General features: G+C 60.9%; 15 protein-coding genes. 8 read left to right on the top strand and 7 right to left on the bottom strand.

Annotation, left to right across the window (positions count from 1 at the left end):
• Nucleotides 1–122 precede the first annotated feature (122 nt).
• The 6 genes from OK411_RS09140 to OK411_RS09115 all read left to right on the top strand — a co-directional run bounded on the left by OK411_RS09140 (nucleotide 123) and on the right by OK411_RS09115 (nucleotide 7,178).
• Nucleotides 123–1,397: a glycerate kinase gene (locus OK411_RS09140; RefSeq protein WP_122505948.1), complete on the top strand. Its 1,275-nt coding sequence runs from the start codon at nucleotides 123–125 to the stop codon at nucleotides 1,395–1,397.
• The gene (gene pyk, locus OK411_RS09135; protein WP_016771030.1) at nucleotides 1,394–2,809 is read left to right on the top strand and encodes a pyruvate kinase; all 1,416 of its coding nucleotides are present in this window, start codon (nucleotides 1,394–1,396) and stop codon (nucleotides 2,807–2,809) included. The genes OK411_RS09140 and pyk overlap by 4 nt, the downstream gene beginning before the upstream one ends.
• A gap of 151 nt (nucleotides 2,810–2,960) precedes the next feature.
• A complete protein-coding gene (locus OK411_RS09130; RefSeq protein ID WP_123442829.1) occupies nucleotides 2,961–3,875 on the top strand; it encodes an urea transporter in 915 nt (304 codons plus the stop codon).
• 21 nt (nucleotides 3,876–3,896) lie between these two features.
• On the top strand, nucleotides 3,897–4,721 hold the full coding sequence (locus OK411_RS09125; RefSeq protein WP_024012136.1) for an ion transporter: 825 nt from the start codon (nucleotides 3,897–3,899) through the stop codon (nucleotides 4,719–4,721).
• 103 nt (nucleotides 4,722–4,824) lie between these two features.
• Nucleotides 4,825–5,823, top strand: a complete 999-nt coding sequence (locus OK411_RS09120; RefSeq protein WP_264364762.1) for a sulfate ABC transporter substrate-binding protein — start codon at nucleotides 4,825–4,827, stop codon at nucleotides 5,821–5,823.
• A gap of 167 nt (nucleotides 5,824–5,990) precedes the next feature.
• Nucleotides 5,991–7,178 (top strand): MFS transporter, encoded by a 1,188-nt coding sequence (locus OK411_RS09115; protein ID WP_110645084.1) that lies wholly within the window; start codon nucleotides 5,991–5,993, stop codon nucleotides 7,176–7,178.
• A gap of 181 nt (nucleotides 7,179–7,359) precedes the next feature.
• Here the strand turns inward: OK411_RS09115 and OK411_RS09110 are convergent, their stop codons facing one another.
• Both OK411_RS09110 and OK411_RS09105 read right to left on the bottom strand, forming a co-directional pair.
• Nucleotides 7,360–7,764 (bottom strand): type II toxin-antitoxin system HicB family antitoxin, encoded by a 405-nt coding sequence (locus tag OK411_RS09110; RefSeq protein WP_016771035.1) that lies wholly within the window; start codon nucleotides 7,762–7,764, stop codon nucleotides 7,360–7,362.
• The gene (locus tag OK411_RS09105; protein ID WP_264364761.1) at nucleotides 7,764–7,976 is read right to left on the bottom strand and encodes a type II toxin-antitoxin system HicA family toxin; all 213 of its coding nucleotides are present in this window, start codon (nucleotides 7,974–7,976) and stop codon (nucleotides 7,764–7,766) included. The genes OK411_RS09110 and OK411_RS09105 overlap by 1 nt, the downstream gene beginning before the upstream one ends.
• A gap of 183 nt (nucleotides 7,977–8,159) precedes the next feature.
• Between OK411_RS09105 and OK411_RS09100 the strand changes: the two genes are divergently transcribed.
• Nucleotides 8,160–8,627, top strand: coding sequence for a helix-turn-helix domain-containing protein (locus OK411_RS09100; RefSeq protein ID WP_095180734.1), 468 nt, complete (start codon nucleotides 8,160–8,162; stop codon nucleotides 8,625–8,627).
• Entirely contained in the window at nucleotides 8,624–9,199 is a 576-nt protein-coding gene (locus tag OK411_RS09095; protein ID WP_038860473.1) for a PIN domain-containing protein, read from the top strand. The genes OK411_RS09100 and OK411_RS09095 overlap by 4 nt, the downstream gene beginning before the upstream one ends.
• Before the next feature lie 47 nt (nucleotides 9,200–9,246).
• Here OK411_RS09095 and OK411_RS09090 read toward each other — a convergent pair whose 3' ends face one another.
• From OK411_RS09090 to OK411_RS09070, 5 genes are read right to left on the bottom strand one after another with little or no spacing between them, the layout of a single operon-like run.
• Nucleotides 9,247–9,651 carry a hypothetical protein gene (locus OK411_RS09090; protein WP_016771039.1) on the bottom strand — a complete coding sequence of 135 codons (405 nt, stop codon included), beginning with the start codon at nucleotides 9,649–9,651 and terminating at the stop codon, nucleotides 9,247–9,249.
• Nucleotides 9,652–9,676: 25 nt separating this feature from the next.
• Entirely contained in the window at nucleotides 9,677–10,876 is a 1,200-nt protein-coding gene (gene ccmI / locus OK411_RS09085) for a c-type cytochrome biogenesis protein CcmI (RefSeq protein ID WP_217879549.1), read from the bottom strand.
• Complete coding sequence (locus OK411_RS09080) at nucleotides 10,873–11,343, bottom strand: cytochrome c-type biogenesis protein (protein ID WP_073472741.1); 471 nt, start codon at nucleotides 11,341–11,343, stop codon at nucleotides 10,873–10,875. Before OK411_RS09080 ends, ccmI begins: the two co-directional genes overlap by 4 nt.
• Nucleotides 11,340–11,876: a DsbE family thiol:disulfide interchange protein gene (locus tag OK411_RS09075; protein ID WP_217879548.1), complete on the bottom strand. Its 537-nt coding sequence runs from the start codon at nucleotides 11,874–11,876 to the stop codon at nucleotides 11,340–11,342. The genes OK411_RS09080 and OK411_RS09075 overlap by 4 nt, the downstream gene beginning before the upstream one ends.
• The gene (locus OK411_RS09070) at nucleotides 11,873–13,861 is read right to left on the bottom strand and encodes a heme lyase CcmF/NrfE family subunit (protein ID WP_217879547.1); all 1,989 of its coding nucleotides are present in this window, start codon (nucleotides 13,859–13,861) and stop codon (nucleotides 11,873–11,875) included. Before OK411_RS09070 ends, OK411_RS09075 begins: the two co-directional genes overlap by 4 nt.

The following is a 13,861-nucleotide window of genomic DNA, read 5'->3' as shown; positions in this document are numbered from 1 at the left end:
CTCGCGAAAGCGGCTTCACATTCAACATCCATGTTGGCTGACATACCGCGTTCGCGAGCAGGCTCGCTCCCACAAGGGTTCCGAGTTGCCCTTTCGAATAACAAGAATTCCGGGAGCCCGCCATGTCGGTCGATCCGCAACAACTGCTGCGCGAGCTGTTTGCCACAGCCATCGACGCGGCCCATCCGAACCAAGTCCTCGAAGCCCATTTGCCTGCTGATCGCACGGGGCGGGTGATCGTCATCGGCGCCGGCAAAGCCGCTGCTGCCATGGCGCAAGTGGTCGAGCGCTGCTGGGAGGGTGAAGTCACCGGCCTGGTGGTGACCCGCTACGGCCACGGCGCTCCGTGCGAAAAAATCGAAGTGGTCGAAGCCGCACACCCGGTGCCGGATGCGGCGGGTCTGGCCGTGGCCAAACGTGTGCTGGAGCTGGTCAGCAACCTGACTGAAGACGACCGCGTGATCTTCCTGCTCTCCGGCGGCGGCTCTGCCCTGCTCGCCCTGCCAGCCGAAGGCATCACCCTTGCCGATAAGCAGGCGATCAACAAAGCCCTGCTCAAATCCGGCGCGACCATCGGCGAGATGAACTGCGTGCGCAAGCACCTCTCGGCGATCAAGGGTGGGCGTCTGGGCAAGGCCTGCTGGCCAGCGACGGTTTATACCTACGCGATTTCCGATGTGCCCGGCGACCTCGCCACCGTCATTGCCTCCGGCCCGACCGTGGCCGACCCGAGCACTTCCGCCGAAGCGCTGGCGATCATCAAGCGCTACGGCATCGACATTCCCGCCTCCGTGCGCACCTGGCTGCAAAGTCCGGAATCGGAAACCGTCAAACCCGGCGATCCGAGTCTGGCGCGCAGTCATTTCCAGTTGATCGCCCGCCCGCAGCAGTCGCTGGACGCGGCGGCGGTGAAATGCCGTCAGGCCGGTTTCAGCACCTTGATTCTCGGCGACCTCGAAGGCGAATCCCGTGAAGTGGCGAAAGTCCACGCCGGCATCGCCCGACAGATCATCCACCACGGCCAGCCACTGGCGGCGCCCTGCGTGATTCTCTCCGGCGGTGAAACCACGGTAACCGTGCGCGGCAATGGCCGTGGCGGACGCAATGCCGAATTCCTCCTCAGCCTGACCGACAGCCTCAAGGGCCAGCCCGGCGTCTATGCGCTGGCCGGCGACACCGATGGCATCGACGGCTCGGAAGACAACGCCGGCGCAATCATGACCCCGGACAGCTACGCCCGCGCCGCCGCACTGGGTCTGAGCGCCAGCGACGAGCTGGATAACAACAATGGCTACGGCTACTTCCAGGCGCTTGATGCGCTGATCGTTACCGAGCCGACCCGCACCAACGTCAACGACTTCCGCGCCATTCTGATCCTTGAGAACTGCAAATCATGACGCCTGATAAAAAGGTCAAAATCCTCGCCACCCTCGGCCCTGCGGTCGACGGTATCGATGACATCCGCGAGCTGGTCGAGGCCGGGGTCAACATCTTCCGCCTGAATTTCAGCCACGGCGATCACGCCGACCACGCCAAGCGCTATCAATGGATCCGCGAAGTCGAGCGTCAGCTCAACTACCCGCTGGGCATTCTGATGGACTTGCAGGGCCCGAAACTGCGCGTCGGCAAGTTCGCTGACGGCAATGTGCAGTTGCATCGCGGTCAGGCGTTCCGCCTCGATCTCGATACGACAGCGGGCGATGAGCGCCGGGTCAACCTGCCGCATCCGGAGATCATTGCCGCGCTGGACGCAGGCATGGATCTGCTGCTCGACGACGGCAAGCTGCGCCTGCGCGTGGTCACCAAGTACGCCGATGCAATCGACACCACCGTGCTCAACGGCGGCGAACTGTCTGATCGCAAAGGTGTGAACGTGCCGCAAGCGGTGCTCGACCTGAGCCCGCTGACCGCCAAGGATCGCCGCGATCTGAGCTTCGGCCTGGAATTGGGTGTGGATTGGGTCGCGCTGTCGTTCGTGCAGCGCCCGCAGGACATTGTCGAAGCCCGCGCATTGATCGGCGACAAAGCCTTTCTGATGGCGAAAATCGAAAAGCCTTCGGCGGTCGAGCAATTGCGTGAGATTGCTGAGTTGAGCGACGCCATCATGGTCGCTCGCGGTGATCTTGGTGTGGAAGTGCCGGCGGAAAGCGTGCCGCAGATTCAGAAAAACATCATCACCACCTGCCGTGCGCTGGGCAAACCGGTGGTGGTGGCGACGCAGATGCTCGAGTCGATGCGTTTCTCCCCTGCCCCGACCCGTGCCGAGGTGACTGACGTCGCCAACGCCGTGGCCGAAGGCGCCGATGCCGTGATGCTCTCGGCGGAAACCGCATCCGGCGAATACCCGCTGGAAGCCGTGCAGATGATGAGCAAGATCATCCGTCAGGTTGAGAACGGCCCGGATTATCAGACCCAGCTCGACGTCAGTCGACCGAAAGCCGAGGCGACGGTTTCCGATGCGATCAGCTGTGCGATCCGCCGGATCAGCAACGTGCTGCCGGTGGCGGTGCTGGTCAATTACAGCGAGTCCGGCGCCTCGACGTTGCGCGCATCGCGGGAACGGCCGAAAGCACCGATCCTCAATCTGACGCCGAACCTGCAAACCGCGCGGCGCTTGAGCGTGGCGTGGGGCATTCATTCGGTGGTCAACGATCGCCTGCGTCAGGTCGACGAAGTCTGCTCGACCGCGTTGGAAATCGCCCAGGCGCAAGGCATGGCCGAGCGTGGCGACACGCTGCTGATTACCGCTGGCGTACCGTTCGGGCAGCCGGGGTCGACCAATTCGCTGCGGATCGAGACGTTGATCTAACGCCCCACCATGATCGTTCCCACGCTCTGCGTGGGAACGCCTCAATGGACGCTCTGCGTCTGCTCTTGGGACGCGGAGCGTCCCGGGCTGCATTCCCACGCGGAGCGTGGGAACGATCAGTAACCCGGTTTCCCTGACTTTCAGAACTGCCATGCCTGCCAATCACTTCAACACCCACTGCCCCGACTGGGCCGAGGCTTTGCTCAACGGTTTCAGTCAGATTTTCTTCCAGCGCCATCCGCTGTGCGGCCTGCTGTGTCTGTTGGCGATTCTGCTGACGGCGCCGGTGCTGTTCGCCGGGGCGCTGCTCGGTGGCGTTGCCGGTCTGCTCACCGCGCAGCGGCGCAACTACGCCAAGGCCGATCGCCAGGCTGGTCTGTTCAGCTACAACGGCGTGCTGCTCGGTCTGCTGCTGAGCCTGTATTTCCCTTGGTCACCGCTGCTGCCGCCGTTGATTCTTGCAGCGGGCGGCTTGAGCGCGATGCTCACGCAGCAATGGCTCAAACACGTGTACCGCAGTCGCGCCATACCGGCGTATACCTCGCCGTTCGTGGCGCTCAGCTGGGTGCTGCTGATGTTCGCCGAGCCGTCCACACCGGCGGCATCGGTCGACCTGAACACGACAAATCTGCTGGCCGCTGAACTGCGCGGATTCGGCCAGGTGATGTTCCTCGACCATCCTTTGGCCGGGGCGTTAATCGCCAGCGGTTTGCTGCTCGCCGATCGCCGTGCGTTCTGCTGGGCGCTGCTGGCATCGGCGATCGGCCTCGGTTCCAGCCTTCTGCACCACGAAACGTCCGCCGCACTGCTCGGGCTCGGTGGCTACAACGCCGTACTCGCCGCCCTCGCCTTCAGCTCGCAACGGCAACATCCGTGGCTGCCGCTGCTCGCAATTGTTCTGGCACTGCTGGTGACGCCGCTGTTTGCCGCCCTTGGGTTGGCGACTCTGACCGCGCCGTTCATCCTCGCCTGCTGGTTGATTCGTGCCGGTATTCAAATGCTTGGCAAAGCGTCGCTTGCGCATGAGTCTTGCGCTCACGAGGAGAATCACCCTAGGCTGCGCTGATCTTCGATTCAGGCGTTATCCATGGACAGCAGCAACAATTGGCGCGAACGGCTTTACGTCATGATTTTCCAGAGCGACACCCCGGCCGGGCGTCGCTTCGACGGCATCCTGCTGGTGATCATCCTCGCCAGCCTGGTGATCGTGATGCTCGACAGTATCGACAGCATTCACCGTAATTACGCCGACGTTCTGGCCTATATCGAGTGGGGCTTCACGGCGATTTTCCTCGGCGAGTACATCCTGCGCCTGTACTGCTCGCCCAAGCCACTGCGCTATGCCTTCAGCTTTTATGGCCTGGTGGATCTGCTGGCGATCGTGCCGGGCATCCTTGCGCTGTACTACAGCGATGCGCAGTATCTGCTGATCATCCGCATCATTCGGATGCTGCGGATTTTCCGCGTGCTCAAGCTCAGCCCGTATCTCAAGCAAGCCAACTATCTGATGTCGGCGCTGCGTGGCAGCAAGCAGAAAATCGTCGTGTTTCTGGTCAGCGTATGCACGCTGGTAACGGTGTTTGGCACGCTGATGTACGTGATCGAAGGCCCGGAACATGGCTTCACCAGCATTCCCAAAGGCATCTATTGGGCGATCGTGACTTTGACCACTGTAGGTTTCGGCGACATCGTGCCGAAGACGCCGCTGGGCCAGGTGATTTCCTCGCTGGTGATGATCACCGGTTATTCGATCATCGCCGTGCCCACGGGGATTTTCACCGCTGAGCTGGCCAACGCCATGCGCGGCGAACAGCTGCAACATGACTGCCCGGGCTGCCAGAAAAAGAGCCATGAACAGAGCGCAGCGTTCTGTTCGCGCTGCGGCAGTCAGCTGTTCAAGAAAGTGGAATAAGTACAGAGCTTTTTAATCTTTAAGCGACTATGCGAGGCCCGCTATAGTCGCTGGCAAATCGCCTCATTTTTGACACGACACCCCACAGAACAAGGAATGCGCAGTGAAAAAACTCTTTGGCGCCTCACTTCTCGCCGCCGGCCTGGCCTTGGCCAACATCGCCCAGGCAGCACCGACGCTGCTCAACGTTTCCTACGACGTGATGCGCGATTTCTACAAGGACTACAACACTGCGTTCCAGAAGCACTGGCAAGCCGAGCACAACGAAAACATCACCGTGCAGATGTCCTTCGGCGGCTCGAGCAAGCAGGCGCGTTCGGTGATCGACGGCCTGCCGGCTGACGTCATCACCATGAACATGGCCACCGACATCAATGCCCTCGCCGACAACGGCAAACTGGTCCCGAACAACTGGGTCACGCGCCTGCCGAACAACAGCGCGCCGTTTACCTCGGCTACGGTGTTCATCGTCCGCAAGGGCAACCCGAAAGCCTTGAAAGACTGGCCTGATCTGCTCAAGGACGGCGTACAGGTGATCGTGCCGAACCCGAAAACTTCCGGTAATGGCCGCTACACCTACCTGTCGGCCTGGGGCTATGTACTGAAAAACGGTGGTGACGAGAACAAGGCCAAGGATTTCGTCGGCAAGCTGTTCAAGCAGGCGCCGGTACTGGACACCGGTGGCCGCGCCGCCACCACCACGTTCATGACCAACCAGATCGGCGACGTACTGGTGACCTTCGAAAACGAAGCGGAAATGATCGCCCGCGAGTTCGGTCGCAATCAGTTCGAAGTCATCTACCCGACCGTCTCCGCGGAAGCCGAGCCACCGGTTTCGGTGGTCGATAAAGTCGTCGACAAGAAAGGTTCGCGTGCGGCGGCTGACGAATATCTGAAGTACCTGTGGTCGCCTGAAGGCCAGGAAATTGCTGCGGCCAACTACCTGCGCCCACGGGATCCGGCGGTGCTGGCGAAGTACACCGATCGCTTCCCGAGAGTGGATTTCCTTTCGGTGGAGAAAACGTTTGGTGACTGGCGCACGGTGCAGAAAACCCACTTCAATGATGGTGGCGTGTTCGATCAGATTTATAGCGGGCAGTAAGTCTTGATCTGAAAAAATCAAAAGGCGACCCACCGGGTCGCCTTTTTGTTGCGTGGGAATACCGGTCATTACACTGCGTAATAACAGTTATCATCCGAAAACGTCTTCTGCCAGTCCACGTTGTCCATTAGCCTCAGCCCTTTCCTGTGCCCGACCCGAGATCCCCTATGACCACCACTCCTCACGCAATGACCCGAGGCATGGTCCTGCTGTTCGCGTTTTGCTGCGGCGCCATTGTTGCCAACATCTACTATGCACAACCGATTATTGGCCTGATCGCGCCGGACATCGGCCTCTCCGACACCATGGCCAGTTTCATCGTCTCGCTGACGCAGATCGGCTATGCGTTGGGCCTGTTCTTTCTGGTGCCATTGGGGGATCTGCTGGAAAACCGGCGGCTGATGATCATCACCACGGTCGTGGCGATCGCCAGTCTGCTTGGCGCCGCGTTCACTGAACAGCCGAACGTGTTCCTGCTGATCTCGCTGCTGGTCGGCTTCAGCTCGGTGTCGGTGCAGATCCTGATTCCGCTGGCCGCGCATCTGGCGCCGGAAGAATCCCGTGGTCGCGTGGTGGGCGGGATCATGGGCGGTTTGCTGCTGGGCATTCTGTTGGCGCGACCGGTGTCGAGTGTGGTCGCCGATCACCTCGGCTGGCGCGCCATGTTCATGATCGCCGCAGCGTTGATGGCGGCAATCAGCGTGGTGCTGGCGCTGACCGTGCCCAAGCGCCAGCCGGATCACAGCGCAACTTATGGCCAATTGATCGGCTCGCTGTGGACACTGCTGCGCCAGCAACCGGTGCTGCGTCAGCGGGCGTTTTACCAGGGTTGCATGTTTGCCACGTTCAGCCTGTTCTGGACCGCCGTGCCACTGGAACTGGCGCGCAACCATGGCCTGTCGCAAAGCGAAATCGCGATCTTCGCTCTGGTGGGCGCCATCGGTGCCATCGCCGCGCCAATCAGCGGCCGCCTCGCCGATGCCGGTCACACACGCATCGCCTCGCTGCTGGCCATGCTCTTCGCCAGCCTGAGCTTTCTCCCCGCCTTCATTCACCCGGCCTACAGCGTCATCGGCCTGGCCGTGACCGGCGTGGTGCTGGACTTCTGCGTGCAGATGAACATGGTCCTCGGCCAACGCGCGGTGTACTCGCTGGACGCGAAAAGTCGTGGCCGTTTGAACGCGCTGTACATGACCAGCATCTTTATCGGCGGCGCCTTCGGCTCGTCGGTGGCCAGCGCGGTGTACGAGCATGGCGGCTGGTTGTGGATCGTGATTGTTGGCAGCGTGTTTCCGTTGTTGGCGTTGGTGCGGTTTCTGAGTGTTTCACGACGCGCTTCATTGGCCACGGCTTAAGGCTTCAAAAGCTTCGCGAGCAAGCTCGCTCCCACAGGTTTTGGGTGACCTTCGAATCACTGCAATGCACAAAACCAGTGTGGGAGCGAGCCTGCTCGCGAAGGCATCAGTTCAGATCATGTTTGCACCGACTGACACAGCGCTTTCGCAAGCAGGCTCGCTCCCACAATTGCGCAGCCCCTCAATACCGAACCAGTTTCTCCATCGCCGCATCCGCCAGAAACGAGGAGCGGCTTTTGACGTTGTGCTCGCGTACATAGCGATCAATACGCTGAATCACATAGCCGGGCAGCGTAACGTTGACCTTTTCGGTCTTGCCCAGGTACGGCGAGATATCCAGCTCCAGCATGCCCCAGCCCATCTCGGCAAAATCCGGATGATTGCGATGCGCCGCTGCCGAGGTCGGCATCGGAATCGCCTGACCGGCCGCCGCGATCTCCTGCAGCATGAGGTGAGCCACTTCCACGGCCGCGTTGTAGGCCTCCTCAAAGCTGTCCCCGGCCGTGACTGCGCCGGGAATATCGGGGATCTGAATGCCGATGGCAGTGTTCTCGTCACCCCACTCGATGCAGATGGGATATTGCATTACGGATCTCCTTCATGACGGGTTGGCAGGCTGAATAACCCCGCGCGCCGCCGAATGCTTTTGACTGTCCCCAGCGGTAAATCCTTTTGCGGATGCGGGACGGCAATCGTGTTCGGGTTGTAACGATGAGTGAAGATGTGATGATTGCCCGCAACCCGATCCAGCGTCCAGCCCGCCTCCTCCAGCTCCTTCATCAATAGCCTGCTCTGCACCAACCGCCTCCTTGGTCTGGCCCATTAAAAGTAACTCTAGAGTTATCTTTACTCAAGCACAGAATGGGGCGGAGTGATGGTCGGTTGTTTTACAAAGTATTCCTGTAACTGTTTCGTTTATTGCGAATTTCGTTTGATTCGAATAACGTCCGCAGATCTTCCTTACAATGCTGGAACAGTCTTATGACCACCGCTACTCCATCTGCCATCAATCTGCCCGTCGAACGTGAGGTCAAAGCCGCGATTGAAGGCCAGCGCGCCCTGACCGCATTTCTCGCAAGCGGTTTTGAAACTCAGCGAATCCAGATTTTTGATGAACAGAACGAAGCCCACAGCGTCGAGCTGCCAACATCGGCGTTGCGCTTGCTGAGCGATATCCTCGCGGCGCTGGCGCAGGGCAACGCTGTGAAGGTGGTACCGATCCACGCGGAGCTGACCACGCAGGAAGCTGCCGATCTGCTCAACGTCTCACGTCCGCACATGATCAAACTGCTGGAGAGCGGTGAGATTTCCTACCACAAAACAGGCAAGCACCGACGTGTGCGTTTTGCCGATCTGATGGAATATAAAACCCGGCGAGACACCGCCAGCGAGCAGGCAATGATGCTTCTCGCGGAGCAGGCACAGGCGCTAAGGACAGGATACGAGTGAGGCATTCCTCTTTCACTGCTGTATACGATGCATGCGTTTTATATCCGGCCCCTTTAAGAGATTTCCTGATGTGGCTCGCTTTGTCAGGGCTGTATCGGGCTCGCTGGACTCAGGAAATACACCACGAATGGAAGCGTAATTTATTGAAAAACAGGTCCGACCTGACCCTCGAACAACTCGATCGCACATCACAATTGATGGACCTGGCCATTCCAGACGCGTGTATCGATGGCTATGAAGACCTGGTGTCAGGCCTGACACTGCCTGATGAGAACGACCGCCATGTTCTAGCGGCCGCAATCCGATGCGGTGCCGATGTAATAGTGACGTTCAACCTGAAAGATTTCCCCACCCGTCACCTCGCGCCATACGGCATTGAAGCTCAGCACCCGGATGAGTTTGTGGAAAACCTTTTCCATCTTGATTCGGCTGCCGTCGTCGCTGCGGCTCAAAGCCAGCGACGGCAATTGAAAACGCCCAGTGTGGAGGTGGACAAATATCTTGGCTTTCTCCAACGGCAAGGATTGGTCGAGTCGGTAAAGGCGTTAGGTAACTATCGTGCGATTCTCTGAAAATCAGACGCAAAAAAAAACGACGATCCCAAGATCGCCGTTTCTCATCACTGCCCGAACTTCTTGCCCAACCCCGGCGGGACGCCGTGGATGTTGGTGTCTTCCCACGGGCCGTTGGGGCTGACCGAGCGGCTCCAGCCGTTGTTCCAGCGGTAGTAGGTGCGCTGGCGGTAGAAGGTGTTGGTCTGGTCGTCGAGCACGTAGACGCCGAGCTTCTGGTCCCAGTGGCTGTTTCCGCCCGGTGGCGGGGCGAAGCTGGCCGAGGTACGTGGCACGGGCTTGGCGGGTTTGGCCGGGATGCTCTTGCCGGGGCTTGGCGAGGTCGACGGGGTCGGGCTTGGCTGAGACGGCGGGATCGGCGGCAGGCTGGTGGTCGGTTCCGGGCGTTGTACCGCACATGCACTCAAGCCCAGGGCCAGTGTGAGGACTGTGATGCGGGCGATGGTGTGCATGGCGGTGCTTTCCTGTTGGGTCCGGTTACTTGTCCGGGCTGTCGATGGTCAGTTTTTGGAGCGCTGTGGTGCTGCTGGCCAATGGGCCGCTGCGACCGATCCACTCACCGGCAGTCGGTTGACCGGACCGTGAGATGCGCGCAACCAGTTGGACTTCAGGGAAGTTGGACAGTTTCAACTGCGGCATCATTGCGTCGGCATCGCCCAGTTCGACGGTCACCGGCAGGTCAGCCACGGTCAGGCGTTTCGCCGCCAGCGGCGCCGGTGGGCCAGAAGTGGCGCGGGCGAAGATGAACACGCTGTCGTCCGGTTGCACCTTGCCTTTGAGTTCGCTGGCCAGATCGACGCTGACTTTCAGCAATGCAGCTTTCGGCGCCGGTGCCTCGGCAACCTTGCCACCGCTGGCTTTCAGGCGTTCGGCGGCACGCTCGATGCCGCCTTGCAACGCAGCGCGAGAGTTGTCATCCGGCGGCAGTTGCGCGAGCAGGCGATTCCAGTAGTCGATGGCTTCCTGATAACGCTCGCCTTCGAACGCAGCGATGCCGAGCAGGCCGAGGCTGGTGACTTCTTTCGGATCAGCCTTCAGCGCTTCGTCGGTCAGTTTCTGAATCTGCTCCGACCACTTTTTACCGTCAGCAAAATACTGCGCCTGCGCCCACTGGCCGAGCAGCTCCGGCTGGCGACCGGCGAGGTTGGCGGCGCGTTCGAACATCTTCGCCGCGTCTGCCGGGCGGTCCTGAGCCATGTAGGTACGGCCGAGGAAATACAGACCTTCAGCGGAATCCGGTTGTGCGGCGACCGCACGTTCCAGACGCTGGGTCATCTCTTCCATCGACTGCGGTGCCTGAGCGAATTCGCGGGTCAGTTCGACCTTGTCGGCGGCGCCGAAATGCAGGTACAGACCGAGGCCCAGCACCGGTACCAGCACAGCGGCCAGCAGCGGCAACGGTTTACCCAGACGCGAGACACGCGGCGCGGCGGCGCCTTCGGTGTCGGCGAGCAGTTCACGCGCAGCTTCCGCGCGGCCGCTGTCCAGTTGCGCGGCGTCGAGCACGCCCTCGGCCTGCTGCGCTTGCAGCTCGGCCACCCGTTCCTGGTACAGCGCGACGTTCAACGCGGTGCGATCTTCTTCCCGCTGGGCGCGGCGTTCGCGCAGTACCGGGATCAGCAGAAAACTCAGGGCGACCAGAAGCAACAGCCCTGCGGCGAGCCAGAAATCAATCATTCTTGGTTTTTATCCAACAGTTGGTCGAGACGCTGACGTTCTTCGGCAGACAGCGATGACGGCGTTTCGGCACGCTGCCCGCGACGCCTGCGCACGATCAGCGCGATCACCACGAAACCACCGAGCAGCAGCCCGGCCGGGCCGAACCACAGCAGCGCGGTTTTGGCATTGAGCGCCGGTTTGTAGCGGACGAAATCACCGTAGCGATCGACCATGAAGTCGATGATCTGCTGATTGTCCTTGCCCTCGCCGAGCATGCGGAAAATCTCTTTGCGCAGGTCGGCGGCGATCGGCGCGTTGGAGTCGGCAATGTCCTGGTTCTGGCATTTGGGGCAGCGCAGTTCCTTGGTCAGTTCGCGGAAACGCTCGCGGTCGCCCTCTTTGGCAAATTCGTAGGTGTCGATGGCCGCGTGGGCGACACCGGCCAGGCTCAAACCCAGCACCACCGCTGCGAGAAAACCCTTCATGGCTTGGCCTCATCGACCAGCGCCTGATACTTGGCTGCGAGTTTTTCGCGCCAGACCTGCTCGTCGATCACCCCGACGAACTTGTCGCGGATGACGCCTTTGGCGTCGATAAAGAAGGTTTCCGGCGCGCCGTAGACACCAAGATTCAAGCCCAGCGAACCTTCGTCGTCACGAATATCCAGCGCATACGGATTGTGAAACTCGGCCAGCCACTTCAAGGCGTCGGCATTGGTGTCCTTGTAGTTGATGCCGTAGATCACCACGCCGCGCTCGGCGAGTTTGTTCAGCACCGGGTGCTCGACGCGGCAGGAGATGCACCAGGTGCCCCAGACATTGACCAGCGCCGGCTTGCCGAGGATGTCGGCCTTGGTCAGCGTCTTGTCACCCTGCACACTCGGCAGGGAAAACTCCGGGAACGGCTTGTCGATCATCGCCGACGGCAGCTCCGCCGGATCCAGATACAGCCCGCGATAAAGAAACACCGCCACCAGCAGAAATATCGCCAGCGGCAACAACATCAACCAACGCCTCATGCCGCCGCTCCCGTCATGCCCAGCGCTTCGCGCACTTTGCTTTTCACCTTGACCCGATAACGCCGATCCAGCGCCGCCAGCAAACCACCCAATCCGGTGAGCAAGCCGCCGAACCAGATCCAGCGCACGAACGGTTTGACGTGTACGCGCACGGCCCAGGCGCCGTTATCCAGCGGCTCGCCGAGGGCGACGTAGAGATCGCGGGTGAAACCGGCATCGATGCCGGCTTCGGTCATCACCGAGTTCTGCACTGTGTACAGACGTTTTTCCGGGTGCAGCACGCTGATTTCCTTGCCGTCACGAATGACGCGGATGGTGCCTTTGTCCGAGATGAAATTCGGCCCTTCGAAATGCTTGGCGCCTTCGAACACGAATTGATAGCCGGCCAGGTCCATCGACTCGCCCGGCGCCAGACGCAGGTCGCGCTCGGCACTGTTCTGGCTCGACAACACCACGCCCAGCGCGCACACGGCGATGCCGAGGTGGGCGATCTGCATGCCCCAATAACTGCGGGTCAGCGTCGGCAAACCTTTGATCAGGCCTTTGTGCCGGGTCTTGTCGAACAGATCGCGCACGCCGGCGAGCAACACCCACGCCGCCAGCAGGAACGTCGCGATCACTGCCCAGTTGAAATCGCCATAGGCCACGCCGGCCACCACGGCCAGTGCGACGCTGCCGAGCAGCACCGGAGTGAGCATGCTCGCCAGCCATTTCACTGGCGTGTCCTTCCAGCGCACGATCACGCCGACCGCCATGACCAGCATCAGCAACGCCATCAACGGAATGAACAACGCATTGAAGTATGGCGGGCCGACCGAGAGCTTGGCGCCGCTGATGGCATCTAGAATCAGCGGATACAAAGTGCCAAGGAGGATCATCGATGCAGCGACGACCAGCACCAGGTTATTGCCCAGTAGCAAAGTCTCGCGTGACCACAGGTTGAAACCGACCTGACTTTTCACCACCGGCGCACGCAGCGCAAACAGCGTCAGCGAACCGCCCACCACGAACAGCAGGAAAATCAGGATGAACACGCCGCGCTCGGGATCCGAGGCGAAGGCATGCACCGAAGTCAGCACGCCCGAGCGTACGAGGAAGGTGCCGAGCAGGCTCAACGAGAACGCGGCGATCGCCAGCAACACCGTCCAGCTCTTGAACACGCCGCGCTTTTCGGTGACCGCCAGCGAGTGAATCAACGCGGTGCCGACCAGCCACGGCATGAACGAGGCGTTTTCCACTGGGTCCCAGAACCACCAGCCGCCCCAGCCGAGTTCGTAATACGCCCACCACGACCCGAGGGAGATGCCGATACCGAGGAAAGCCCAGGCGACGATGGTCCATGGCCGCGACCAGCGCGCCCATGCCGCATCGAGACGGCCGCCGAGCAGCGCGGCGATGGCAAATGCGAAGGCCACAGAGAAACCGACGTAACCCATGTACAGCATTGGCGGATGCACGATCAGGCCAATGTCTTGCAGCAACGGGTTGAGGTCGCGACCGTCGGCGGGAATCTGCGGCAGGATCCGCGAGAACGGGTTCGAGGTAAGAATCAGAAACAGCAGGAAACCGGTGCTGATCATGCCCATCACCGCCAGGACGCGGGCGAGCATGACTTGCGGCAACTGCCGGGAGAACACCGACACAGCGAAAGTCCAGCCGCCGAGGATCAACGCCCACAGCAGCAGCGAACCTTCGTGGGCGCCCCACACCGCGCTGAATTTGTAGTACCACGGCAGCGCGCTGTTGGAGTTCATCGCCACGTAGCCGACGGAGAAATCGTCGGTCATGAACGCGTAGGTCAGGCAGCCAAAGGCAAACAGCAGAAAGGCAAACTGGCCCCACGCCGCCGGTTGCGCCAGGCTCATCCACAAGCGGTCACCGCGCCACGCGCCGAGCATCGGCACCAGCGCTTGGACCAGTGCAAAACACAGCGCGAGGATCATCGCCAGATGGCCCAGCTCAGGAATAAACAGTGCGGCGGCCAT

The sequence above is a fragment of the Pseudomonas sp. RG1 genome (assembly GCF_025910115.1).
Classification (GTDB): Bacteria; Pseudomonadota; Gammaproteobacteria; order Pseudomonadales; family Pseudomonadaceae; genus Aquipseudomonas; species Aquipseudomonas atacamensis.
Note: the sequence above shows the minus strand (reverse complement) of the source record. Positions and strands in the feature narration are given on the sequence as shown.

Bases quoted from the DNA above. Each gene is read 5' to 3' on its own strand.
- OK411_RS09140 (WP_122505948.1), top strand. From the start codon at position 123: ATGTCGGTCGATCCGCAACAACTGCTGCGCGAGCTGTTTGCCACAGCC.
- pyk (WP_016771030.1), top strand. From the start codon at position 1,394: ATGACGCCTGATAAAAAGGTCAAAATCCTCGCCACCCTCGGCCCTGCG.
- OK411_RS09130 (WP_123442829.1), top strand. From the start codon at position 2,961: ATGCCTGCCAATCACTTCAACACCCACTGCCCCGACTGGGCCGAGGCT.
- OK411_RS09125 (WP_024012136.1), top strand. From the start codon at position 3,897: ATGGACAGCAGCAACAATTGGCGCGAACGGCTTTACGTCATGATTTTC.
- OK411_RS09115 (WP_110645084.1), top strand. From the start codon at position 5,991: ATGACCACCACTCCTCACGCAATGACCCGAGGCATGGTCCTGCTGTTC.
- OK411_RS09110 (WP_016771035.1), bottom strand. From the start codon at position 7,764: ATGCAATATCCCATCTGCATCGAGTGGGGTGACGAGAACACTGCCATC.
- OK411_RS09100 (WP_095180734.1), top strand. From the start codon at position 8,160: ATGACCACCGCTACTCCATCTGCCATCAATCTGCCCGTCGAACGTGAG.
- OK411_RS09090 (WP_016771039.1), bottom strand. From the start codon at position 9,651: ATGCACACCATCGCCCGCATCACAGTCCTCACACTGGCCCTGGGCTTG.
- ccmI (WP_217879549.1), bottom strand. From the start codon at position 10,876: ATGATTGATTTCTGGCTCGCCGCAGGGCTGTTGCTTCTGGTCGCCCTG.
- OK411_RS09080 (WP_073472741.1), bottom strand. From the start codon at position 11,343: ATGAAGGGTTTTCTCGCAGCGGTGGTGCTGGGTTTGAGCCTGGCCGGT.
- OK411_RS09075 (WP_217879548.1), bottom strand. From the start codon at position 11,876: ATGAGGCGTTGGTTGATGTTGTTGCCGCTGGCGATATTTCTGCTGGTG.
- OK411_RS09070 (WP_217879547.1), bottom strand. From the start codon at position 13,861: ATGGCCGCCGCACTGTTTATTCCTGAGCTGGGCCATCTGGCGATGATC.